This is a genomic window from Rossellomorea sp. YZS02, from assembly GCF_033963925.1.
GTDB lineage: Bacteria > Bacillota > Bacilli > Bacillales > Bacillaceae_B > Rossellomorea.
On sequence record NZ_JAXBLY010000014.1, the window covers coordinates 76,888 to 101,629 of the forward strand.

Sequence of the window (24,742 nt, forward strand, 5' to 3'; positions counted from 1 at the left end):
CTAGTGCACCTCCTATGGAAGACTGACTCCTAATAAAATGCTGAATGCATACCATGATAGAAAAGAAAAGCTGACTGCCACTATCACATTCACAACATATTTCTTTCCATTGACCGTAAATAACAAAGCACCCAAAAACAAAATAGTAGAAAATAAGAACCCGATCCGTTCAAATATGAACGCATAAACAGCTCCGTATAAAACAGTCAGGGCAATTAATTTCGGCGTTCTCCCTTTCAGCAGAAGCTTGATATCTTCATTATGAACATGAAGGCTCTTCCACTCCTGAAATAAATAAACCGCGCTGAATATCAGCATGAAGACACTCAATCCGACAGGAAAATAGAGCGGCCCATTTGGGTTCCCGAGATTTGCCTTTGGCAAATTGATGGATGCTATTAAAAAAAAGAAGCTTAATAGAATTAAAAAAATCGGCATCCCGAGTTTGATTGCTCTCATATACGTCAACCTCCTCTAAGAGAGTAAGGCGGGAGACGCTCATCCGTATCCCACCCGTCACTTCCATTACTTTTTCAAACCGGAGCTTTCCACTAGATCGGAATATAATTTTTCCTGCTCTTTCATGAATTCCTTTGATTCTTTACTATCTTTATAAAAATCATCCCAGTCATTGTTTTCAAGCATCTTCTTCCATTCATCCGTTTTGACCATTTCGCCGATTTTTTCATCCCAATAGGCGATTTCTTCTTCTGTCATATCCCCAGGGCCCATGATTCCTCTCCAGTGAGGGAACACCATGTCCACTCCTTCTTCCGTCCAGGTTGGAACGTCATCCAGTCCTTCCAGCCTTTTTTCTGAAGAAACCACAAGAATCTTAAGCTTCCCAGCCAAATGCTGCTCTTTTACTTCTGAAAGGGAAGTCGTCACTGCATCTACATGTCCGCCGAGCAGTGCCGTCACGACGTCGCCGCCGCCTTCATAGACAAGAAAGTCGAGTTTAGTAGGATCGATCCCCTTCTCGCTTGCTGCCTGTACAATTGAAAGATGGTCATCGTTTCCGAGCCCTGGACCTACTCCGATTTTCAGCGACTTCGGATCTTTCTTCATCTGATCCAGCAGTTCAGAAGCGGTTTCATATTTTGAATCAACCGGTACCGCGAGTGCCTGCCATTCTGTTGCCAATGTTGCAATCGGAGTAAATTGTTCATATGATAGATCGCTTTGACCCAATAATTTATTTGTCAGTACCAGACTTGAATTGATTGCAAGGTGGTGGGAATCCTTCTTCTCGAGATATTTCCATCCCGCTTCACCGCCTCCGCCCGGTTTGTTGATGACATTGATGTTCTTATCCACAATGTCGTTATCACGCAAAACCTTCTGGACAGAACGTGCCGTTAAATCCCAGCCTCCACCCGGAGAAGCCGGTGCGATGATTTCAATATTCTTTGACGGAAATTCCTTGTCACCCGAAGCAGAGCTTGAACAGGCAGTCATCAAAGCCATTACACAAATGATCAGTACAAAGCCAAACTTTTTCATTATTTCTGCACCCCTTTTATCTTGTTTGTACTCACCGAAAACATCAACTGTCAAAAAGGTGAAATACGTTAAGTTAATCCTAGTCGGCAAACGAGTCTATGTAAACGTTTCCAAAATATTATGTTTTAAAAAACTTATGTGGATTTTGTTCATTTTGTTCACCGGTTTCTTTCCATTTAACTAAAGAAGTCTGCCGCATGGATTAAAGTGATCACTTTAATCCATGCGGCAGACACGATAGTCCCGGAATCTATTTCACTGCATTCTCACTGCCCATCCGGTATCTCCTTTCCGGACGTCCGACGATCCCATATACATGCTCCACCGTAGCATCTCTTACCCCGACCAGATATTCGAGATATCTCCGTGCCGTTGTCCGGGATGCCCCCATCTTTTCGCCGACTCTTTCCGAGGTGATGCCTTCTTTCTCCTCTTGCAAGATGGCTGTCACTTTATGAAGAGTCAAATAATCGATGCCCGGCGGAAGATCGTAGCTTTTTTCGGGGGCTTTCTTTCTTTCCTTCCCAAAGAATTGATCCAGCATCTGTTGATTGACCTCTTCAGCAGAATCAAGCAACACTTTTTTCTGGAGATAAGACGTGATGGCTTCTTGAAATTTCTCCAGTGTCACCGGTTTGATCAAATAATGTTCGACACCGTACCGGAGTGCCTTTTCTAAAAAAGCCTTATCTTTCGCAGCTGTGATCATGATGACATCAACGGAAGGATAATAAGAGCGGATTTTATGCAGTAATTCAGTACCAAGCTGGTCAGGCATATATACATCAAGTAAAAGCAAATCAACATAATGTGTATCTAGGATGTTCAATGTTTCCTTCGCATTCATCGCTTTACCGACTAATGTCAGCTGCTCATTTTTCGCAAGAAATTCTTCATGTATCTGTGCAATGCGAAAATCATCTTCGGCAATGACAACTTTAATCATACCTATTCCCCTTTTGTGTGTGATTTCGGCAGGATGACAGTGAAAACCGTCCCTTTATCCTTTTTGGAATCCCATTCAATCGTACCCCCGAGCAGGGATAGTTCTTCCTGAACGTTTGAAAGTCCATAACCCCGGTGGGCACCCTTGGATGAGACTCCTTTCTGAAGAATACGTCCCTCTTCTTCTTCAGAAATCCCTTTTCCGTTATCTGCGATTTCAAAGATGATATCGTTGCCAATGTCGGTAACGAAAAAAGAAACGACCTTGTTTTTGGGGTTTTTGTCCATCACCGCTTCGAATGCATTATCAATCAGATTACCCAATATAACGATAAGGGGTGAAAGACCGATGAATACAGGAAGCGGGGAAAGCGAACTTTCATCGTCGATTTGGAAATCTATTTTCTTTTCTGATGCTTTAGCAATCTTCCCTAATAGAATGGCCTGAACTTTCTTATCCAGGATACTCTGAAAGAATATGATCGAATGATACTCCTGCAGATCCGATTCCTCCGTGAGGAATGTGATGGCTTCTTCATATTTATGCAGCTGAAGCAGCCCGAGAAGTACATGCAACTTGTTTTTGAATTCGTGCGTTTGTGCCCGTAAGTCCTGCGAGTATTGCTGAACTTCCGAAAGGGCATCCACCATTTGTTTAATTTCTGTCCGGTCCCTGAAGCTGAACACAGTGCCCGCCTTCTGGTTATTTTCGATGATAGGCTGGGCATTGACGATCATCGTCTTTTCTTTATATTGAAGTTCGATGTTGGAAACATGCAAAGAAGAAGCCAACATTTCGGGCATCTTTTGAGAAGAAATGACTTCTGTCACGAATTCACCCTCAACATTTCCCTTAATATCAAGTAACTCACGGGCAGATTGATTCATCATCGTAATCACACCTTGTGTGTCGATGGCTAAAATCCCTTCCTTTACAGATTGAAGAACTGCATTTCTTTCCCTGAAGAGCGCACTGATCTGATACGGTTCCAAACCAAGTGTATCCCTTCTGATACTCCTGGCCAAAAACAGACTGCCGAACACCCCGAGGATCAGGACTCCCCCGGAAAGAGCAAGCATGGTACGGATTTCATAGGCAATCTTACTCCGAATAGTTTTCATATCAAACTCAACCGTTACAGTGCCTTCGACTTTTTTGTAGTTGTCATACCGAATCATGACCGGGACAATCCCCTTTAGCACTTCCTCGTCGCCATCCCCGGTATGTATCAGATTATTACTTCCGAATACCAATGCACGATAACGTTCTTCGGGATCCCCATCCCCGATTGCTTGTCCGACAAAACTGAATATCTGCCCGTCCCTGTTTTCAATCAGGACAGCAGAAGCATCCACCTGATCGCGGATTTGTTCCGTGACCGCACTTAAATCTTCTACAGGCTCCTCATTCTTAAAAGAATCCTGAATGACCGGCATATAAGAAAGTGTCTTGGCCGTTTGCATCGCCAAATCTTCTGCCTGTTCAACGTCTTCCTTTGATTCCCGGTATGCAAACATCCATGTAAGCAGCCCGATCACGATCAGCAGCAGCGAAATGACCAAGCCCAATATCTTGACCTGTAGCGGCACCTTAAGAAGTCTATTCATCTAAATACCCCTGATTATACTGAATTTTCTATTATATTAATATATCATACTCATCACAGGATAAGGAACTTAAAAAAGCCTTAGTTTAAACCCCTTCTCTATCAAAAGAAGAGAAGGGGTTAATGAAGACCGTACCTCTCCGAAAGGATCAGAGAAAGAACCGTGCATTGATATTATAAAAAAAGAACACTCAGATATTGTTTCTGAGTGTTTTCTATATCAGCTTCGGAATGACCATGTATAAAAGAGTAGAGACTGCCAGCAGACTAAACCCTATTGTATAGTAAGGACGGCTTTCTTTCTTAGAAATGAATATATTGATTATCATAGTTGCAAGGAATATAAGCGGAAACCATAAGGAACGATCTGGGTCGGGTTCAAACCCGGTGTATACGGAAACCACTCCACCAAATATAAAAAATAGGATAGATACAATCAAAAACATCTTACCACCCTGTTTTTCCTTCATCCGACTTCCTCCTACTGTTTCAAAGTGAAAAGATCCTTTGATACAGAAATGGTTCTTTCATGACGTTCTCCTTCCGTCTTTTTCGCCATCCTTCCGCCCTCTCCTTCTATCAAGACCCTCCGTAAAGTGGAACTGATCGAGTTCACACAGAGAATCAACAGAGCGAATAACGCCAGTGGAACCACAACAAGCATCGGACGCAGGAAGATCTGCTGAATGTTGATGGCGATCGTCGCTGCCCATTCGTTCGTTTCAGAAAAATATACCGGGATACTTTCCATGATGCCGAAGTTGGCGATTTTCAGTCCTCCAAGACACATATGAAGGATGCCTAGCTGAATGAGAAGGGCAAGCGTCTGGGACACCTGTTCTGAAAATAATACAATCGAATGCCTTCTGAACTGGGGCAGCAGATGCTGCTTGAATAGATGAAATCTCCCTGCCCCCATCGTACGTGACACTTGAATGAAATCACTCTTCATAAACAGTTTCATCTCTTCCCCTAAATAAATGCCAAGAGATGGGATCGTCACTGCGGCAATCGCGACTACTTGTATGAAGAAATACCTGTTGGAAGGGAGTATTTCGGAATGGAAGGCCCCTTCTAGTGGAATCAGTAGCGTAAACACAATGATTACGAGGGGGATATATTGAAACGCTTCCCCCAGCCCTTTAATGAACCTGCCCAAAAATACAGGAAGGAAAGTGTACAGTACTGCAAAGAAAAACCCAAATACCATACGTAATAGTGCTATGGCCAATGCCGCAAAGATGGTATATTTCGCTCCGACCAATAACAGCAGCAGAAAATTCCTCCCGAGTTTATCACTGCCGAGAGGAGGCATCTCATCAGGGGTGAACGGCGGCGCCGCTATCACTCTTCCATTCTCATCAGATAGATAGTCTACCACCTCATCATAGCTGGGATTTATCACCGGAACCAGGAAACTGACGGCAATGAAGGTAATCAGTAAAAAGATGGGAAGTGCCAACCGTTTGAGCATCCATCTATTCATTCTGCTCCCCTCCTTTCAGCCACTTTGATAGAATCATTGATCCAATCGTGAACACAATAAAGAACGGCACAAAAATGAGAAGCATCCCTAGGAAGAATGCAGCAGGAGAACTGGTCGCCGTTCGCAACAACGCCTGCATGAACCCATTGATGTTAAATAGAAGTTCAATGATTAATAGATTGGAAAGCATCAGTAGAAAGATTGGTTTGAGATGAAAGAAGAAGTGGACCCAGACATTCCGGAACAGATGATGCCAAACCGTATAGGCCCTTCTGAATCCTTTCGAATAAGAAAATTCCACATACGGTTTGCTTTCTTCTTCCTTGAGTTGAAACAAAAACTGTTTTAACAAAAACACTACAGGCAGCACCGATAAGCAGAGAATAGGTAATAAGTAGATTCGCTCTTCACCGAGGGCATAGATATCAAACACGAGTAGATTCGTCTTTTTGAATAACCAGATGATGAAAAGCTGAAATAAAACAACTATGAACACATCCGGAAGCGCGTCCATTACATTGACGATCTTAGTCGAGAATCGATATGCTTTCCGTGGCAATAACATGTGGGCATAACTAAAGAGTACCGCCAGGCAAATCGCCAGGAAGAATGAGCTAAAAAGAATGAGAAAAGAGTATAAGTACGTATTTGAAAAGACTTCAGTTATGCTGTATTGTTTATTCCCATCTCCCCAATAAATATAGATGGAGGATGGATGCATGATTTCAACCCAGGTCTGGTGAAGACGGTCACCATAGGCAGCCAGATTGATCAGAAGTTCTGTATCATATGCGAGCAGTGAACCGATTCCGCTAAGTAAATACAACCCCAATACAACTACAAGAAAATGAAAGGGAATTTCCATCACCCTTTTCATACAACCCCTCCAAACCATTTCCAAAATGATACATTTTTCTATATTCATGTTACAATAATGTAATATAATTGTAAACAAAATTCAGAAAACAAAGAAATGAAGGGACTCATTTATGAAGGCAAAATGGTTATCGAAACAGAAAACTCCATAAATAATAAAAGCTTGAGGAAATGAATCCTCAAGCTTTTTTGACTGGATTAATCAAGTGAGCGCACATAATCGGCTATCTTTGACATCTCGATTCGACTAAGCTCTGATTTTTCTTCATATTGATGACGCTCGATAGTCTCTTCAATCGTCTTTGCACTTCCATCATGAAGATATGGGCCAGTCGCCCACACACCGATCAGGCTGGGAGTATCAAAGCTCTTCCCATCCCGAGGATTTGTGAAGTCTGCTCTTGCGTCCCCCTTCGATGGTACATCAGATGGATTGGCCGTGCCGATATCATGGAGATAGTCTGTCATGCTTGTTGACAGCTCTCCATTTTCACCGGATGCTTTTACACTATCCGTAAATTGACGTCCGCTATGACAGGAAATGCAGGATGCTTTGCCTTCAAAGAGAATCTTCCCATCTTTAGCCGAGCTTGTTAATTCCCCGTTTTCCTTATAAGGACTCTGAGGTACGGGGAAAGATGCCGGTTCCTTCAGAAAAGCGAATAAATCATCATACATCTTCTCGACATCTGCCGGCAATTCTTCGCCTGGCTCATACTTCATCATCCCGCCCATTTCACCTTGAACGGTCAGGAGATAGTCCGTGAAGTCATCCCGGCTGCCATCCCAAAGGAAGAGACCGTTTTCTGACGTTTGCGTGTTGGTCGGGACATTCCTCTGCCCCTTTCCTGTCATGAGAGTCAGGCCATTGATCTCTCCATCACTGTGACAGGACGCACAGCTCATCCAGTTGTTTCCGGTAATATCTGCTTCAAATTCCTCGCTATTGGCGCTGTAAAAAATCGTTTTTCCTTTACGAATTTGCGGGTCCAGCGGATCCTTTTTTATTAAGGAAATGTTGTCATTAAGCTTTTTCGCCCTGGAATGTACAGATGCACCTCCGGAGTCAATGGTCGCAAGATCGTGACTCATGGCGTTATGGACGTAGAGGGTTTCACCATCCTTACTCAACAGGATGCCACGGGGATTGTCCCCTTCGATCCTTCTTAGAATTTGGGTGGCATTCCCACCTCGTTTCAGGTCAAAAACGACTAAATCTTCACTTCCTGACATCACTGCATATGCTTTGGACCCATCCTTCTGAAAACTTACATCATAAGGGTTTGACACAATCATCGTTTCATTTTTCGAATCCAGTACATTGATTTCATCAAACAATTCTTTTCTCTGATCCACTACCTCTTTATCTTTTTCAAGATCAATGACGGAAATGGCAGGAAAGATCGTTTCTTCAAACTGTATGACTGTATCGACATTGGTCACTAAATGCGGGACCCATGCCGTCTTCCCGTCAGGGGCAATGACAAATTGCTCAAGGGTGTTCGGGATTCCCTGGCTCTTTTTCCGGTCGGAAACATCAGGGGAGTCCGCAAGTTTGATCGTATTGACGACTTTTTTCTTTTCTGTATCCAATACAGATATCTCTCCGGATAAATAATGAGGGATATACAGCTTCTTCCCATCTGCTGTAAGAGCCATGGTTCTTGGTCGATCGTGAACGGCAAGCGTCTCTGTCACGTCGCCACTCTTCACATCAACCATCATGATCGTGCTTTCTCGATAATTGGCTACATACAAGGTCTTACCGTCCCTGCTTGTCATGAGACCAAAGGGTTCCGATCCCACTTCATAGGAATCTATTACTTTCTCTTCTTCCAATGAGACGACATCGATCTTGTTATCGTATCGGCACGAAACATAAAGGCGGTCTTCATCCGGTGACAACGCTAATTGGACCGGCTCTTTTCCGACAGAGATTTCTTTTTGTACCTTCTGTGTCTTTTCATTCACTATGGAAACCGTGTTGGCATCGAGATTGGCGATATATAGCTCTGTTCCTTCTTTATTTTGGAGGATGTTATCGCTATTGACTGCTTCTTTTCGAACTGTATCGAAGCTAGGGTCATCTTTGGTTGTCGTGTGAATTGAACATGCAACAAGCGTTCCTGCTATGAGAAACGCTGCCGCATATCCTATCATCTTCTTCATAGGATCCCTTCTTTATCGTTTTTCGACCGTGACAGGAAGCAATACAGGCGCTATCCCGTTTTTGCCATGTCCGGCTTGAACTTGTGGAACATTGTCCCCATCTGTATTCCCAGATGAATCCTTGCTGTCATAATAATCCCCTGTATCCCAGAATTCACTCGCCTGCATTCCTTCTTTGAGGGACGGACCATCGATGACCGTGTCGTAGAAATCACTGTAGCGGGCGGTGATCCCATCGATTTCCAGGCTTTCAGGAGTTTCTGAATCTGATTCCCTGTTGCTTAAATTCTGCAGGGCAACCCTGTATGTGGCAGACAATGCGCCTGCTGTATATGGGGTATACTCCATTTTCCCTTCTGATGTTTCATAGGCTTTCAATTCATCATCCCAAAGCTTAGAATCCATCGCTTCATAAATGGAGCGGGCTGCTTCACGATATTTCACATCATCAGTGGCTAAATAAGCTGCTGTTAATCCTCTGATCGCACCGAGTTGTGCATCTAATGTGACGTCATCATCCGCCCCTTTCTCGATATCAAAGCCTTTTGCTACAAGGCCTGAATCCATGACGAGGTTATCTAGCATGAAGTCTGCCTGCTTTCGGATCATTTCGAGTGCACGTTTCCCTTCAGGTGTCTTCAATCCTTCAGCTGACTCCCCTGAAGCGTATCCGACAGGAAGCCCATCGATGGCACGCTTAAAAATCCTCATCGATTCCATTGTGTATCCTGCCTGGAACGTATCCATATAGGTCCCTTGTTCTTTCCCATCATTTTCTGTTACGAACATTCCTTTATCGTCATTGAAATGCATGGCATCAATATTCTTGAATACATGGAGCATCACATTCTGATTGGCCGTGAAAGGATCTGTTCCGTTCACGTCGTTTTCAGGTGAGTCATCCGTATTTTCTTTAGGTGCAGAAGGATACGGTGCTCCGTCAAACAGCGCCTGGAATGATGGCGTCTTGTTCGGGTTGCTTTCTCTTTGGTCCGTCATCCCGTAGAATTCCGAACTCGGCCAAAGCATCATCCACTGGTCTTCTAGAACACTGTTTGAATCCTTAATAGACAGTGACTTTGCGTTTGGTGCCTGTTTACCGTCTTCGGTCACTTCTACACTATGTGGTAAGTACACGAATCCTTTGGCAGGATCATACTGGCTTCCCAGGCCCGCAGCCGTCAATTTTCCTGTCGTGCCATCCACAAATAACTCATTCGAAACATAATTTACTTTATTCCAAATTTCTTCGGTCAGAACCGCTCCCTGGAAACCATCAGCTGAGCTGACCCCCAGCGCAACATTTTGATCATCGTCATCCTTTGACGTTTCTCCTGCCAATTCTTCATCAGCATCAATCGTATGGAACCCCCCCATGAAGTCCCCGGCCCATAGCGCCTGCTTCAAGAACGTTGCCCCATAAGCGGAAGGAACAAGGGTCTTCTCCATTTTCTCACGGTCCCAGCGGAGTGATTCAAAGTTTACTTGATACATAGGCACATAGCTTCCGTCATCATTGGATGCGTATTCACTTGTATCTACTTCGTTTTTATAATGTGGGTCACCAGCAGAGTATTCGATAAATGTCGGATACATATTTCGGAATATCTCATCCTGTGGATAACCGACAGCATCGGCTAATTCATAAAAACGGTTCCCTAATTTTTCATCAGGCGTTTTCCCATTTTGAAGGGTCTCAACCGCAGGGCCATTGATCAGATGCAGTCCCATTCCGGACTTTTCAACGACTTCATACATGGCTTCCTCTGAGTACTCATAGGATTCAACGCCGGCTGTATAATCAAATTTTGTTGGCTGATCCAACTTGTTGATATCCAATATATCTAAATCCAGGCCCAGACTTTCTGCAAGCGGCTCGCCGGATAATTCAAATTCTGCATAAGCAAACATATTACCGGCAGTATCAAAAGTATAATCGGATACTTTCACCTTGCTTGCTGCCGTTTTCTTTTCTCCATCTGATTTCGAAACTTCTTCCTTATCACTGACACACCCAGCAAGTAATAGTGAAGAAGCCAATACAGATGCAGATAATACTTTCCATGGTTTGTTCATTCTATGTAACCCCTCTCAACGATCACGAACCATTCGAGAATGATTCTCATTACTGTTTATCATTATAGTGTAGTTGAGAAATAATCTCAATAAGAATTTCATATTTAAATGAAACGGTTTCACAACCCTATCAGATTACATCCATTTTTTTGAAACTTTATGATTTTGAAAAACGTAATCTATGTATACAAAAAAAGGAAGAGTGATAAAAGTGAAGAAAAATATTGTTCTATTGGATCTGATGATTTATGTAGCGCTCCCTCTATTTGTTTGGAATATAGTAAGAGATTACACTGGGGATTATTATGCCATGCTTCTATCCTCGGTTCCCGGAATATTGTACACGATCTACCGGTTCACTGAAATGAAGAAGATAAATACGTTCGGCCTGTTCATTCTCTTCACATTGATCGTCGGTACACTGATCGACGTTCTGGCTGGTTCGTCTTTACAGCTACTTTGGAATAATGTCTTTTACGCTGCCGGGATTAGTTTGTTTTTCTTACTGACCATGATCGTCAGAAGGCCAATCACTTTATACTTTGGTCTTGATTTCGCAGAGCTGCAAGGCCATGACCGCACGTTTAGTAAGCGACTTTTCTATAAGAAACCTCTGTATACCTTATTTCAGTTGATCACGCTGTGCTTCGCACTGAGGAGCGGGATCCTCGCCGTTGTGAAAGCTTGGCTTATTATGGAGTATGGTGTGGAGGCGTTTGATAAAGGAATCATTCTGCGCCAGGCATTCAGCTGGATCATGACGGGTGTCACGGTCATCGGATTCTTCTATATCGGAAAAATCATCAACGATTCCCCACATTTAGTTAAGGAAGTGCAGGATGAACTTGATAGAGAAAATATTAAAGCCATATAGCCTTCTGGATGTTTTTGCCTTCAGACCTCCGTCTTGTTCCACGTCTATGGAACATTGAGCATATTTTTCCTATAATGGATAATAAATTATTTCACTCCGAGGTGTACTATGATTGAAGGTAAATTGATTAAATTTCATCGTGAAGAGTCAGGTTTGACTCAGGAGCAATTGGCACGGGGAATCTGTCCACCACACATTTAAGTAAGATTGAAAGAGGAATCACGGAGTACTCCAGTGAAATTACGGATTTACTTGCTGAACGGCTCGGAGTCGATATGGAAGCAGAACGTTCCCGCTATCAATCTCTTCAGATTACATTGGCCGAATGGAACGACGCGATCATTATGATCAGGGTACGTGAAATACACCAACTAAAATCAGTGATTGAAAATGAACCCTTACGATTCCTAACCGATTTCTTCGTTCAATACCATTTATTATTAGCAAGATATTATCTGTTCCTGGCTGCCCCTCAAAAAGCAAAAGAAATCTTGAACATGTTGGAGAATAAACATGACACACTTTCCCCATTTGAGCGTAATTTATTGTTGCATGTAAAAGGAATCTATTATTATTCAACGAGAAAATTTGACTGCTGCATCCAGGCATTGAATCAAATCGATGATGAATATCCCAACGCAGAATATTATTTCCATTTGGCAACAGCATATCATTCCGTTCATTCAAACACTTTCGCCTATTATTATGGTCAAAAGGCACTGCAGTTTTTCCAAAAAACATTGAACATCTTAAGAGTCATTGATTCTGAAATCCTCATATTAATCCAATTGAATGCCAAAGAGCCATTCGACATGGAACAAACCAAACAACAATACGATAAACTCCTCAGAGTATGTGAATCTGTCAATTCGAAGGAAAGGGCACATAAAATCCACAATAATCTGGGATTCGAATATTTCCGCAGAAAACGATTTCCAGAATCGAAAGAATCCTATGAACGAGCACTGGGGCTTACGACAGAGAAAACGCCACCTTCCTCTTATTTAGTCACACTCAGCGGATATATCCTTGCCTGTCTGAAAGGAAACCTGCTTTCTAAAGAAGAGCTTTATCAATTGGCAAACCGGGGACGGAAGATGGCCAAGGACCATCAGGATCCAACCGGGGTATTCTTTGAGATTTACCTGCTCACTCTGAATGATGATGAAGATGAACTATATACATATATTGAGAAGACCGCCCTTCCTCACTTCAAAAACATGGGCAACCATCTAATGAACCAGCATTATGAAAGAATGCTATTCTTGTATTATGTCAAAACCGGCCAAACGGAAAAAGGGTTCCAGCTGGCATCTGAGAAGATGTCGAATGAAATCAGCTATTATGAATTAGAATGATCAAACTTTATACACCCATTAACAAATATTGGATTCAACTTCCTGTACCCTCCTTCATATACTATCTCGAGAGGAGGCATCACAGAATGGATCGATTTATTCTTTTATTAGTAGCAGGTATTCTTTCCGGTTTCGCATTGTTAAAGGTTCCTTTGGCTGGTACATTTTTGGCTAGTGTATCTCCGGTAACGGACATCATCGGTATTTTAGCTATTCTCATATTCTCACTTTTCTTAATCTATAAAGGGATTATGGCGATACTCGGCAAGTGAATGAAGAGACCCGGATTTGTTCTCCGGGTCTTTTGTTTGTCATTCGATTGGTTTCATGAGAATCATGGCCATATTGCCACTCATTATTGTTCGAAATTTGCCTGTCTTTCATTTACATAATCCAAGTAAGTTCGAATCTCCAAAAATGCACTCCGGCTTTCAGGGAGAATATCTTCCACTTTGACACCGTTTGATGGATCTGTACCACTTCGCGAAACAATGGATTCGTACATTATGAGGACATCTATATAACGATTGTACTCTTCTTCTGATAACACCTCCTTACTGGAAACCTGATTGTTCAACTCATCAAAAAACGGCTGAATCTGAAAGAGGGTTTCCCTCATGTCCAGGGCTTCCTCTGGTGGCAACGTCGTATAATCGATGTTGCCATAGGAATCTGCATAGCTCAATTTAGCCTGTGTGATTTTATTCAATAAAACATTGAATTCGTTGTACTCTTCTTTATCCAACTCGCCTTTTGCCTGCGAAAATTTCGCATCAAGAAGGAAATACCCTTTCATTGTAGCGGTGGAAATATGTTTTTTCAGGTTTTCATAAGAACCGTAAAGGCTGTCTGCGCCGTAAGACTGGTAAGCGATGGTCGTGGTCGGAACAAAGAATATAGTCAAGAGTGCGCATGTTATCAGTCCTTTTTTCCATCGCTTATGTCTTTCCGGTAGAGTGTTCATGATCGTTAACTTTAATTGTGGTGGCGGGATGATTCTACTCCCTCTTTCTTGAAGACTGCCTCTTATTCGATCTTCCATCTTCACGACAAATCCTCCACCCTTCTGATCATGAATTGACCTTGTTGATCATTCACACGTAATTTTTTCAGAGCAGCATGTATGCGTGATTTAACTGTTCCGATGGGAATCTGCAAAATGGCTGCCACTTCCTCTTGTGAATACTCATTTAAATATCGGAGTATGATGACTTGCTTTAGTTTAAAAGGGAGGCCTTCAATTGACTGATACAGTTCATCGTTTTCTATGTCCGTAATCATTTCCGTCATTTTTTCCCTGCTTCGCTCATTTTCAGCGACTTTTTTTGAAATACGGTCATGCAGCCAATTCTTCCTTCTGAAGGATTTCACTTGATTGACCGCAATCCCAATAAGCCATGGCTTAAATGGCCGGTCACCATGGAACTTCCCTATAGAACGATACACTTCAATATAAATATCCTGAACGAGATCATCCACACCCTCTTTATGGGAAAGCAGGAAATAGACATTCTTATACACATCCCCTATGGTTGCATCATATAACCATTCAAATGCTTCTTTATTACCCGCTTTCACCTCATTAACCAAACTTTTTAATTCTTCTTCTCTGTCGCCCAAAGTCCAACCCCCTTGCGTTTATACTCTATATTGGTGAGTTTTTCCTTTTTCGTTCGATGTTTTTGTTAACGTTTATCCAAAAAATGAAAAAAACACGCTGGTTCGCGTGCATTAAAGAAAAGTAAAGGTGACACAGAGGGCCATTGTACACCTTATGACTCTTTATAACTCAATCCTTAGTTTCTCTGTCTTCGCCCTTGAAACACATGTCAAAATCGATCGGTGTTCCCTCTTTTCACTCTCACTCAAGAAAGAATCTCCATGATCGACTTCTCCCTCCAATACGGTTACCTCACAAGTTCCGCATCGGCCAACCCTGCAGGAATAAGGTGCTTCGATCCCTGCCTCGTGAAGGGCTTCTAATAACGTCATCTCTTGTGGCACTTTAATGATAGGTCTTCCTTTTAATTCCACCCAAAAGTCGTGACCCACCATTGACTGACTGGGGGTGAATCGTTCAAAGTGAATGCTTGAGCGGGGATATCCAATTGAAAGGGCACTGGCAGTCAAGTCATCAATAAAGGAAGGCGGACCGCAAAAATATACGTGGGTCCCGACCTTATGCTCCCAGAGGCTTTCATCTGTCAATCTCTTTTCTTTTGAAAAATAAAAGTGTGTCTCTTTAGGATACAAGTTCTTTAAATGATAATAGAATGAACACTCTTCCTCGCATTTTGCGGCGTAATGCAGTTCAAAGGAGCGACCTTCCTTTGTTAGTGCTGCCATCATGGATAGGAAAGGAGTGATACCGATTCCTGCGGCATAGAAAACATGATGTTTCGCTCTAAAGCTCAGTGGGAAATGATTCCGTGGATGACTGATGCGAAGGGTATCTCCTACATTCATTCGCTCATGCCAATAACGGGAGCCCCCCTTGGATTGTTCATGGAAACGAATGGCTATGTGATATGTATTCCTTTCACCAGGTGGGTTCGTAAGGGAATAGGATCGGGCGATCGTCTCACTCCCTGTCTCAATATAAGTGGTGATGTGGGAACCCCCGCTAAAGTCAGGAAGACGTTCATCCCCTCTGGGAGCGAGTGAGAACCGTTTGACATATGGCGTCTCCTGATGAATCGATTGGACCGTGACGGCTATGGTTTTAGGTTGATTCATGCGTGATCACTCCCCTTTTCGATTGTAGCCGGATTTCCGAGATAGGAGTCATGTAAGGGAGAATAATGATCAGAAACAGATAATGTCAAGTGGCAATTAGGACAATCTATAACTTGCTTGATTGACTCTCCACTCACTACCGTTTTCAGATGACATTTATAACAGAATACTTGGATGAACCTTGCCCCGTGACCGATACATTGTACTTCATCAACGGAAAACCCTTGATCCTCTGCCACTTTTATAAAATGTTTCAGTTTGTTCCATTCCACCGCTATGTAGAGATAACTCCCCATTTTCTGATTCTGCAGCCAATGAGAAATATCCTTTCCTTCCTTTTCATCCACCAACAAAAGCTGATAGGAGTGGTTTTCCTTTTGGACTTTTTGAATGACGGGTGACAGCCGATCCATCCCTTCTTCATCTCCGTAGAATAAGTACTTTCGTTTGTTTGGTACGAACGAAGGTTGCGATAGTGCCTTCAAATTCCCATCCTCTTTTCCTTCAAGTACTCGATGACCACTTCTCTGAATAAGGAGATCCCTTTATAATCGGCAATAAGGTCAGGCAGCTCAAGTAGAATGTGATAAAACTGATCCGCCCACTCATGATTCCCGGCAAATTCTTCAAGGGAAAGAAGGTGAGTGTGAATCGTAAACAACAGCCCGTTTGAACCCGGCAAACGGAACAGCTTCTGCACCTCCACCCTCAAATGAACGTATTCCCCAACATTTTCCCTTGTAACGCTGCTTCGTCCTTCTCCCCACTCATCATACGTTTCCAGAGAGGTATCCAGGCGATTTCCCGCCATTAAAGACCAGTTCCTCCTCACCCAGGGGTCTCCCGCTTCCATCCTCATTAAAAATGTGAAAATCCGCTGATCCATCCCGTCTTCTTTAAAGCCGGGGATCGGTCCGTGAATCTCCTTGAAGCTCATCCCGGTATTAAACGTAAGGGACCAGTTGGCAGGGAAACATAACTGGCCGGCATCCAGAAACAGATCCCCATCCCGCTCCATCATGAGAATCAGGTCCTCCTGCACATGTCGTCCGATGAAATCAAGTGGCTCCATTGATAATGTAGACTGATCACCCGGTATGAAGGAAGTTTGTTCTTTCAATATATGATTGTGGAACGTCCATTCACCGTCATGTACTTCAAAGGAAAACAACTGCGGGTATCGCTGCGTGAGATGTTGAATGACGAGCTCCGTTATTTCCCATTGAGCCTTCAGGCTATACGGCCGGGATTGAAAGCAGCGGTCGGGATGGTGAGATAACAGCTTCCGTTTCAGCTTGATTTCCTCCTGATAGGAAGAGGTAATCTCTATACAGAACGGCTCCTCCAAAGGGACCGAATTATTCGAATACCGGTACACATCCCCCTTGAAGGGATAAGGGAACGAATCCACCTTCATCATACACTCACTCCTTTTTTTAGAAAATTCTTACTTTTATAGTACCTTATAGAGGGACGGACCTCAACCGTATTTCTCTTTGTACCTGCTGAGTGTGATGAGTGGCCATATCCATTGGTAGCTGTGGTAATGGATGTAGAAGTTTCCCGGAAGGCCGGCTCCGGTTGGATATGTTTTGGCGTTATCTCCTGCCGTTCCATTCATCAATTCGAGAAGAGACATCATCCCAAGATCGATGGCAGGTGTCGGTTTGTCTTCGATACAGATGAGAGATTCAAGCGCCCATGCCGTTTGTGAAGGGGTACTGAATGTTAGGGGTACGAAAGTCTTTTCCTGATCGCTGTAACAGGACTCCCCCCAACCCCCGTCTTTTTGTTGAATGCTTTCCAACCAGACTTTGGCCCTTTGAAGATGTTTATCCGATGGCAGGACCCCCACTGCATTCATTCCCGTGACGGCAGCCCATGTTCCATAAATGAAGCAAACACCCCAGCGACCGTACCAGGAACCATCATCTTGTTGCATGAGTTTCAGCCACTCAACACCCTTTTTCACCTTTGGATGGTCCTTTGACAATCCTGTCCTGCCCCCGAGAAATTCAAGCGCTCTCCCTGTTAGATCAGGAGTGGAAGGATCGAGGGCCGCTGCCTCTGCCCCATCCATTGGAAAAGAAGTAAGGATCGTTTTCGTCTTATTTTTTTCAAAAGCAGGCCACCCCCCATCCCGGTTTTGCAACCCAAAAGTCCATTCAACCCCCCGATCCCATGATGGCCGGATCGAGGGTTTATCTGCAGCGGAATATGTGATGGCCCTGAGAGCAGCTGTCGTATCATCCACATCGGGATGGATACTGTTGCTCTCTGAAAATCCCCATCCCCCGGGCATCACTCCACTTTCATATGCCCAGTCTCCATACTTGAAGTGTTGCTTCTTAAGAAGATAATCCACTGACTTTTCAATGGAAGCTTCTCCTGCCTCCATCCCCGCTTCCTGCAAGGCATAGCTTATCAGGGCTGTATCCCATACGGTCGAAGGAGAATTCTGGATATGAATGCCTTTCTTCGTTTCACAGGCCATTTCTTTTAATCCCTGTAACGCCTTTACAATGATGGGATCAGTCTTTTTATACCCTGTGGCCAACAGGGCATAAATCATATAGAACGTCGTGCTGAAGTAGCTGAGATAAGTCCCGTCCCGTTCCGTCCGTTGCAGCATGTACTCCAGGGCAAACTGCCTTGCTTGTTGATGAAGATGGGAGGGGATACTCGCAAGTGCCTGAATGCCTTCATTAATTTTAGAAAATAGTCTCAACTCACGGTCGTTGTACCTCATTTCGTCAACAGGACGGGAAAGATTCTGTATATACGGCGTGTTGCTTGTTCTGATAGTGAATCGCTGATCTTTCAGTAACATCATCGGAGCCAGGTGACCACGGGCATAACTGCTTAAATCCCAGAAATTCAGGGGGAATGTTTTCGGGAGCAGCAGGAATTCAATGGGGATCGGCATGAGGTGCTTCCAGTCATATTGACCATGAACGGCCAGCATGAATTTTGTAATGGAATGAGCCTTGTGAAATCCCCCTTTTCTCTCTATGAATTGTTCGGCTCTCAGAAGTCTTATATCCTCTTCACTCACCATACCACTGTATCTCAGGGCAAAGTATGCTTCGATGGTAGATGACAGATTCCCTTCCTTTTCATCTTCAAAGAGCTTCCATGTCCCCTCCGCTGTCTGCAATTTCCAAAGCCGGTCGACCAGGCGCACGATGAGTTCATCCTCATCGGTCTCAAGTGAACGGAGAAGGATGATCATATATGCATCGGTCATCACACTATTTTCAAAACAAAAGGACCAGCTTCCTTCTGCACTTTGCATCTTCAGAAGATGCTGTTTCATATTTCTGATCGTTTTTTCTATGTTTTTTTTCATCATATGTCCTCCCACATAGCTTCTCTGTTGTTATGTATATGAGAAGAACACGGGTACTAGTAGTGAGAAGCAAAGAAGAACCTGCCACCCGGTTATCGGGGAGCAGGCTCTTCTTGAATTTCTTCTATTTTCTGTGAGTAATAGCTTACAAGCTCAGGGTAATTCTGAATCTCTTCCCTGCCGGTTTCAGTGATTTGATACACGCCCCTTTTCACCCTCTCGAACCACCTGTAGTAATTCTTCTGGAGGATGGACGGTGTTTTGTCACCTGTTCCAAGCTTGGCTAAGTTCTTTGGGGACATGGGCCCGTATGTTTCCAGACAGCAGGCGATGTGAATGCAGCTTTCTTTATAAGCGGTCATGATCTTCGTTTTATTGCTGCCGCCTACATTATAATCCGCACTGCGACCTTCGATTTCTTTCACCAGGGCTGCCCGTTTACGCTTACTATTCTTCATGATCTTCTTCCGGTCAAAGGCTTCCGGATGAATGACAAAATCAAGCTTTGGGGTCTTCGTCGTAAATGAAACGGTGATCAGACCAAGCTCCAGCCTCCTGACCAAATGGCGTATATCATTCCAGCGCTTTGAACGGGTCCTCTTCGGTTTCGGAATCGCAATGTACACAAGATCCGTCAGCCGCTGGCGCTTCGTTGCCTGGATCAAAAGCTCGACATTCAAGGAAAGCTTCAATTCAACGATGACCAGCTCCTCTTCTTTCATCGCCGTCAGATCACAGTCATTCACTTCACCGTTCACCTGATATCCCTGTTTATGAAAATGGTTCTGGATCGGATGATAAAGATCCGATTCTTTCAGTTTCGTCATGGGTAAAAACCTTTCCGGGAATAATTTCTATAAGATAAAGTATAGACCATTTCAGATATTTTTGCAGTTTAAGAGAATGAGAACCCAGCTCCTGAGGGAGGAGAGTGGGCGGGGAATCGTTTATCTGCCAATCTGCTAAAAACGCCATTTCCCACCGGCCCTCAATAAGAAAAGCCTTATCCCCGAATCTTCTCAATCTCATCAGCTACAAATTGCACCGAAGTCCCGACAATCACTTGAATGCTATTGTCACCCACCACATGGATGCCCGGAACCCCCGTCGCTTTGATCCGTTCCTGATCCACGGCCTCCATGTCCTTCACTTCCACTCTCAATCGGGTAATGCAATTTTCAACAGAGATTACATTTTCATCTCCGCCGAGGCCTGCATAGATTTCCGCTGCCATCACAGCAAACTTATCTTTTCCTGCGACTATAGGCAACGCATCCCCCTCCTCACCGTCTTCTTCACGACCCGGTGTCATTAAATTGAATTTCGCGATCATAAAACGGAACAAGAAATAATAGAGAAGAGCAAATACAACACCTTGAATCAACAGCATATACGGAAGGTTTGCCAGTGGCAGTCTTGAACTTAGCACGAAATCAACGAATCCTGCACTGAATCCGAAGCCTGCCGTCCAGTGGAAGAAGGAGGCGATGGCAAGGGATAACCCTGTCAGCACGGCATGCGCTACATATAAAGCAGGTGCCACGAACATGAAGGCGAATTCAAGAGGCTCCGTCACTCCTGTAAAAAAGGAGGCAAAACCAGCCGCAAGCATCAGGGAAGCGACCTGTTTTTTCTTACCTGGTTTCGCTGCATGATAGATGGCTAGCCCCGCTGCCGGAAGACCAAACATCATCACGGGGAAGAATCCCGCCTGATACATCCCGGTCACACCTTTTTCACCCGTGCCAGACCAGAAGTTCCCGATATCATTGATTCCGGCAACATCGAACCAGAACACGGAATTCAATGCATGATGCAACCCCGTAGGAATCAATAATCGATTAAAGAAACCGTATAAACCTGCGCCTGTAAACCCGAGCCCGCTGATTTCCTTCCCGAAAGAAACAAGCGCTGTATAGATGACCGGCCAGACAAACAGCATCACGCCTGAAACAACGAGCATGGCAATGGCCGACATGATCGGCACCAAACGTTTCCCGCTGAAAAAGGCAAGGGCATCCGGCAGCTTAACAGCACTGAAGCGATTGTACATGCTTGCTGCAACGATCCCTGACAGAATCCCTACGAATTGATTTCCGATCTTATCGAAAGCCGGATTCACGGCCTCTTTATCGATCCCTTGCAACAAAGAAACGGAATCCGTCGAAAGCAATGTGGTTATGACGAGATACGCGACCAATCCACTAAGTGCCGCAGATCCATCCCGTGCTTTCGCCATCCCCAGTGCGACCCCGACTGCAAATAGAATCGCCATATTGTCAATGATCGATGCCCCAGCCTTAATCAGGAAAGCGGCAATCGGACTATCCGCTCCCCAGCCGGACGGGTCGATCCAATATCCGATCCCCATCAAAATCGCCGCAGCCGGTAACACGGCAACAGGAAGCATCAATGAACGACCAATGCGCTGCAAGTATTTCATCATTTTGTTTTCCCCCTATCAGTCTGCTATTAAAGATGCCTTGTCTCATGAAAGAGGACAAAGCCCTTCTATAAAAAATATTCCGGTATTCACTTGTTTAGAAGTGGATGCCGGTGCATTCAGACCTTCTGAGAAGATTTTTCGAGATGCTTGAAGGTCATATTGGTCAATAGGATCAATAAGGAATACGCCATGACCGGAAAAAACACGATGTATGGTTCCAATAATAACTCTCCGTATCGGCTACCGATCAAACCGGCCCACTCCTTGGTCAAGCTTGCATAGACATTGAATTGGTCATGCTCCTGTCCCGATGTAATGGTCGTTCCTCCTATAAAAATATGAAAAATAGCGAGATGCAACATAAGGGTGAGGACTTGTACGAGCTGCCTGCCTGACAAAACGATGAGTCTCGGGAATAGATGGGGGAGAATATGTCTTCTGGCCTGATGGAAGGACGATCCACCCAGCACCCGGGCACTATCCATAAATTCAAATGAATGGATATGACGTACGGTTTCCCCGATCATTTTCGCAGTCGCGGGTACCCCCACTGCCGTCATCACCATGATCTGTAGGAATACGGATTCAGCCATGGTAAAGGGTGGTGCACTTCTTACCTCATATAGCAAGAAAGGGGTCATCCAGATAATGGCTATCAAGGACTGGGGGATGAAGGTGAACGCTTGCAGCAACCCTTCCCCATATGGCGAAACGAACCAGTTTTTGAGCCACACTCCCAGTAATATCGCCAGAAAGATCCTCAACAATGTGATAACGAAAGCAAATAACATTGTCCACTTTGCTCCCGTCACGAGCATATAAAATAAATCATTGCCTTCCCGGTCCGTTCCCAGCCAGTAAAGACTGGAAGGCGGATAAGGGGTAGTATCCACCACTGCCCCATCTTCACCATAGAGAAAAGTCTGGACAACAGGCTCCACTGATACCATTGGCCAAATGACGCTCAGTATAAAAATGAAACCTAATAAATACGGTGGTAGCATCCTTATCACGTTCATTCTTTTCCCTCTCCCTTCGTTTGATAAAATCGCTGCCGATATCGACTTGATCCTTTTATAATAATAAAGAATGGTGTCATGCTGAGAATGAGCATCAAGGCCCGGGATGATGCAGGCTGATCCCCCATGATAAACCTCATGATCCCGTTGCTGTGAAACAGGTATTCAATAACAACGAGGTTTGTGAGCAGGCACAGGATGATGACTGGTAAATGAGCCAGACACTCCATCACCGTATTTTTGAAAAGGTGGTGAAACGAAATAAACGCATCGGAGAGACCTTTTGATTTCGCAAAAAGTGCATAATCCTTTTCCTCCTCTTCTTTCATTAAAAGAAGTTGCATTTTAAGTAGGTAAATGCCGGGTACGATGCTCAATGTCAACAGTGGTACTATAATTGCCTGATTATCGATCGTTGAATAAGCGAGGGCCAATTCAACACCTGTCTGCTTGTAAAACCATACAACAAATAATTGAATACTAAAGATAAAAAACACATCAGGAAGTGATTCGAGTACGTCTATAGCGGACAAGATCACTTTTTTCAAATAAGAAGGGAACCGAATTATAAACAAGCCGGCAAGAGAAGCCAACATGATTGCCATCATGAAGCCCCCGATCAGCAGGGACATACTATAAAAATAGGAATCTAGTATAGAGGGAAACAATTCAATCGCCACCAGCTTCTGATGGAATTCGACCGATCGCGCCTCAGGCATCCGGGAAAAGGAGAGCGTTTCCGAATGTACGTAATAAGAAAGAGTGTCAGGCTGGATGATTCCCCGGAGAATCGTCAGTGTGGCTGATGCAAAGCTCTTCGGTCCAAGTATCAGGGCAGGTGAAGCAAGAATGAAAATGATACTTGTGCACGTCAATCCAAATTGACCTATCTCTTTCATAAATGTTGTTCTCATCTTTTTGGCCCCTTATGTAAAATCAGACTCATAAATAAATTGTTCCAGTAATGGGAGTGAGATGAATTGACTCAGATCGGATCGCAACGACTCCATCCTATCTCTGTTTCCCGAATAAAAGATGTAATACCCTTTGCGTTCACTCTTAACCAAACCTGCCTTTTGAAGAGTCTTAATATGACTGGAAATGGTCGCTTCAGAAAAATCATGTTTTTCAGCAAGCTGTTTCGTACTATAAGGATGAAGTAATACGTCCCGCAAAATCTTCAATCTTGTTGCTTCTCCCAGGGCTTTGAACATGTGCACTAAATCTTCCGGCGGCTCATCTTTCATCTCTTCTGTTTCCGGAACAGCCACGTGCAACCCAAGGCAAAGCCTACCCGGATATACACCAAGCATGACGTGGGGAGTAATGAATGTGGATGGCTGTAAAGTGATATGGGGATAGTCCGATAAAGGAAATCGATAGGTCTCTCCTTTTTGAACTTTAATCGTTTGGTCTTTTAAAGTGACATCGGGGTGTACTTTGTTTAGTGCCCCCGGGAAAGAGTAGTCAAGCTTCTGTTGGAACGTTGTAACTGCCCTCTTAATCCATGGGCGTATCCTGAATAATTCCGGCTGAAAGATCTTTTCGTTGTAATCGTACAGGAGCTGATGAATGCGGGCCTTCCACTGTTTAGGCTGAGTTAACAAGTCCTTCTGATGATGGTTCAACGGGGACATCCTGGTGTCCTTCTTCCAGGATAGAAGCATATCCGCACTATACTGTTCTCCCAGCATATAAAAAACAAACGTGTCATCTGGCATCGAACAAATAAACTCGATTACTTCCTCGGTTGAAGATTCATTCAGCCGATACTCGTTACGGATATTCATGAGGTACATCCACTCGTACGAGAGCGAACCTAACAGGCGGATTTCTTCGATCATTTCTATTGGGAGTGATCCCTCTACCTCCATCGCCCACTTCCTGCGATAAGGATGATGCACCGGATTGCACAGCACATGCAAACTGGCCATTAATTCATTAAATGGGGAAAACACAATTTCAACGCCCACCACAACACCTCCTCAACTGATTCGTTATCCATCTAATCAAATTGTTAAATTGGATAAATTAAACATAAATTACGGCATATTGGTAGTAATGTCAAGAGGGAATTGAGGGACGGACCTTGGATGGGGGTTGCTAGGGTACGGGGGGTGCGTATTTTCCATAAAATTGAAATAGACGCAATTACTAATTGAAATGACGCAATTAAGACAAAAACGACGCAATTACTTTAATAATGACGCAATCACCTGTAAAAATGACGCAATTATCTCTAGAACCTCTTTAGAATGCTTCTACGAGACGATCTATAGGAGCATATAGGAAACCTTG

Annotated in this window: 23 protein-coding genes; 3 read left to right on the forward strand and 20 right to left on the reverse strand. The window is 43.9% G+C overall.

Features of this window, described 5'->3' with window-relative positions:
* Nucleotides 1-12: 12 nt before the first annotated feature.
* The 9 genes from SLH55_RS14750 to SLH55_RS14790 form a co-directional block, all read right to left on the reverse strand.
* Nucleotides 13-459, reverse strand: coding sequence for a tripartite tricarboxylate transporter TctB family protein (locus SLH55_RS14750; protein WP_219167063.1), 447 nt, complete (start codon nucleotides 457-459; stop codon nucleotides 13-15).
* Between the two features lie 66 nt (nucleotides 460-525).
* Entirely contained in the window at nucleotides 526-1,503 is a 978-nt protein-coding gene (locus SLH55_RS14755; protein WP_320323825.1) for a tripartite tricarboxylate transporter substrate binding protein, read from the reverse strand.
* Between the two features lie 250 nt (nucleotides 1,504-1,753).
* Nucleotides 1,754-2,449, reverse strand: coding sequence for a response regulator (locus tag SLH55_RS14760; RefSeq protein WP_320323826.1), 696 nt, complete (start codon nucleotides 2,447-2,449; stop codon nucleotides 1,754-1,756).
* A gap of 2 nt (nucleotides 2,450-2,451) precedes the next feature.
* Complete coding sequence (locus SLH55_RS14765; protein ID WP_320323827.1) at nucleotides 2,452-4,056, reverse strand: sensor histidine kinase; 1,605 nt, start codon at nucleotides 4,054-4,056, stop codon at nucleotides 2,452-2,454.
* A 214-nt stretch (nucleotides 4,057-4,270) separates the two neighbouring features.
* The gene (locus SLH55_RS14770) at nucleotides 4,271-4,525 is read right to left on the reverse strand and encodes a hypothetical protein (protein WP_320323828.1); all 255 of its coding nucleotides are present in this window, start codon (nucleotides 4,523-4,525) and stop codon (nucleotides 4,271-4,273) included.
* A gap of 11 nt (nucleotides 4,526-4,536) precedes the next feature.
* On the reverse strand, nucleotides 4,537-5,541 hold the full coding sequence (locus SLH55_RS14775) for a hypothetical protein (protein ID WP_320323829.1): 1,005 nt from the start codon (nucleotides 5,539-5,541) through the stop codon (nucleotides 4,537-4,539).
* Nucleotides 5,534-6,418, reverse strand: a complete 885-nt coding sequence (locus SLH55_RS14780) for an ABC transporter permease subunit (protein WP_320323830.1) — start codon at nucleotides 6,416-6,418, stop codon at nucleotides 5,534-5,536. The genes SLH55_RS14775 and SLH55_RS14780 overlap by 8 nt, the downstream gene beginning before the upstream one ends.
* A 197-nt stretch (nucleotides 6,419-6,615) precedes the next feature.
* Nucleotides 6,616-8,586: a beta-propeller fold lactonase family protein gene (locus tag SLH55_RS14785; RefSeq protein WP_320323831.1), complete on the reverse strand. Its 1,971-nt coding sequence runs from the start codon at nucleotides 8,584-8,586 to the stop codon at nucleotides 6,616-6,618.
* 12 nt (nucleotides 8,587-8,598) lie between these two features.
* Nucleotides 8,599-10,662 carry a hypothetical protein gene (locus SLH55_RS14790; RefSeq protein WP_320323832.1) on the reverse strand — a complete coding sequence of 688 codons (2,064 nt, stop codon included), beginning with the start codon at nucleotides 10,660-10,662 and terminating at the stop codon, nucleotides 8,599-8,601.
* Nucleotides 10,663-10,873: 211 nt separating this feature from the next.
* On the opposite strand from SLH55_RS14790, the gene SLH55_RS14795 reads away from it, so the two are divergent.
* From SLH55_RS14795 to SLH55_RS14805, 3 genes are all read left to right on the forward strand, one after another.
* Nucleotides 10,874-11,536 (forward strand): VC0807 family protein, encoded by a 663-nt coding sequence (locus SLH55_RS14795; protein WP_219167072.1) that lies wholly within the window; start codon nucleotides 10,874-10,876, stop codon nucleotides 11,534-11,536.
* 275 nt (nucleotides 11,537-11,811) lie between these two features.
* Nucleotides 11,812-12,894, forward strand: coding sequence for a transcriptional regulator (locus SLH55_RS14800; RefSeq protein ID WP_320323833.1), 1,083 nt, complete (start codon nucleotides 11,812-11,814; stop codon nucleotides 12,892-12,894).
* Nucleotides 12,895-12,980: 86 nt separating this feature from the next.
* Nucleotides 12,981-13,166: a hypothetical protein gene (locus SLH55_RS14805; RefSeq protein ID WP_219167074.1), complete on the forward strand. Its 186-nt coding sequence runs from the start codon at nucleotides 12,981-12,983 to the stop codon at nucleotides 13,164-13,166.
* A gap of 83 nt (nucleotides 13,167-13,249) precedes the next feature.
* Here SLH55_RS14805 and SLH55_RS14810 read toward each other — a convergent pair whose 3' ends face one another.
* The 11 genes from SLH55_RS14810 to SLH55_RS14860 all read right to left on the reverse strand — a co-directional run bounded on the left by SLH55_RS14810 (nucleotide 13,250) and on the right by SLH55_RS14860 (nucleotide 24,417).
* The gene (locus tag SLH55_RS14810) at nucleotides 13,250-13,936 is read right to left on the reverse strand and encodes a DUF3600 domain-containing protein (RefSeq protein WP_320323855.1); all 687 of its coding nucleotides are present in this window, start codon (nucleotides 13,934-13,936) and stop codon (nucleotides 13,250-13,252) included.
* Between the two features lie 2 nt (nucleotides 13,937-13,938).
* The gene (locus SLH55_RS14815; protein WP_320323834.1) at nucleotides 13,939-14,514 is read right to left on the reverse strand and encodes a sigma-70 family RNA polymerase sigma factor; all 576 of its coding nucleotides are present in this window, start codon (nucleotides 14,512-14,514) and stop codon (nucleotides 13,939-13,941) included.
* A 162-nt stretch (nucleotides 14,515-14,676) separates the two neighbouring features.
* Nucleotides 14,677-15,630: a PDR/VanB family oxidoreductase gene (locus tag SLH55_RS14820; protein WP_219167077.1), complete on the reverse strand. Its 954-nt coding sequence runs from the start codon at nucleotides 15,628-15,630 to the stop codon at nucleotides 14,677-14,679.
* Nucleotides 15,627-16,115 carry a hypothetical protein gene (locus tag SLH55_RS14825; RefSeq protein ID WP_219167078.1) on the reverse strand — a complete coding sequence of 163 codons (489 nt, stop codon included), beginning with the start codon at nucleotides 16,113-16,115 and terminating at the stop codon, nucleotides 15,627-15,629. The genes SLH55_RS14820 and SLH55_RS14825 overlap by 4 nt, the downstream gene beginning before the upstream one ends.
* A complete protein-coding gene (locus SLH55_RS14830) occupies nucleotides 16,112-17,050 on the reverse strand; it encodes a DUF3445 domain-containing protein (RefSeq protein ID WP_320323835.1) in 939 nt (312 codons plus the stop codon). The genes SLH55_RS14825 and SLH55_RS14830 overlap by 4 nt, the downstream gene beginning before the upstream one ends.
* Nucleotides 17,051-17,110: 60 nt before the next feature.
* Entirely contained in the window at nucleotides 17,111-18,979 is a 1,869-nt protein-coding gene (gene shc, locus SLH55_RS14835; RefSeq protein ID WP_219167080.1) for a squalene--hopene cyclase, read from the reverse strand.
* A 92-nt stretch (nucleotides 18,980-19,071) separates the two neighbouring features.
* Nucleotides 19,072-19,806 (reverse strand): DUF2161 domain-containing phosphodiesterase, encoded by a 735-nt coding sequence (locus SLH55_RS14840; protein WP_219167081.1) that lies wholly within the window; start codon nucleotides 19,804-19,806, stop codon nucleotides 19,072-19,074.
* Between the two features lie 176 nt (nucleotides 19,807-19,982).
* A complete protein-coding gene (gene nagE, locus SLH55_RS14845) occupies nucleotides 19,983-21,425 on the reverse strand; it encodes an N-acetylglucosamine-specific PTS transporter subunit IIBC (RefSeq protein ID WP_219167082.1) in 1,443 nt (480 codons plus the stop codon).
* Between the two features lie 116 nt (nucleotides 21,426-21,541).
* Nucleotides 21,542-22,444, reverse strand: a complete 903-nt coding sequence (locus tag SLH55_RS14850) for an ABC transporter permease subunit (protein WP_320323836.1) — start codon at nucleotides 22,442-22,444, stop codon at nucleotides 21,542-21,544.
* Complete coding sequence (locus SLH55_RS14855; RefSeq protein ID WP_320323837.1) at nucleotides 22,441-23,358, reverse strand: ABC transporter permease subunit; 918 nt, start codon at nucleotides 23,356-23,358, stop codon at nucleotides 22,441-22,443. Before SLH55_RS14855 ends, SLH55_RS14850 begins: the two co-directional genes overlap by 4 nt.
* A 12-nt stretch (nucleotides 23,359-23,370) precedes the next feature.
* Nucleotides 23,371-24,417 carry an ArsR/SmtB family transcription factor gene (locus tag SLH55_RS14860; RefSeq protein WP_320323838.1) on the reverse strand — a complete coding sequence of 349 codons (1,047 nt, stop codon included), beginning with the start codon at nucleotides 24,415-24,417 and terminating at the stop codon, nucleotides 23,371-23,373.
* Nucleotides 24,418-24,742 lie beyond the last annotated feature (325 nt).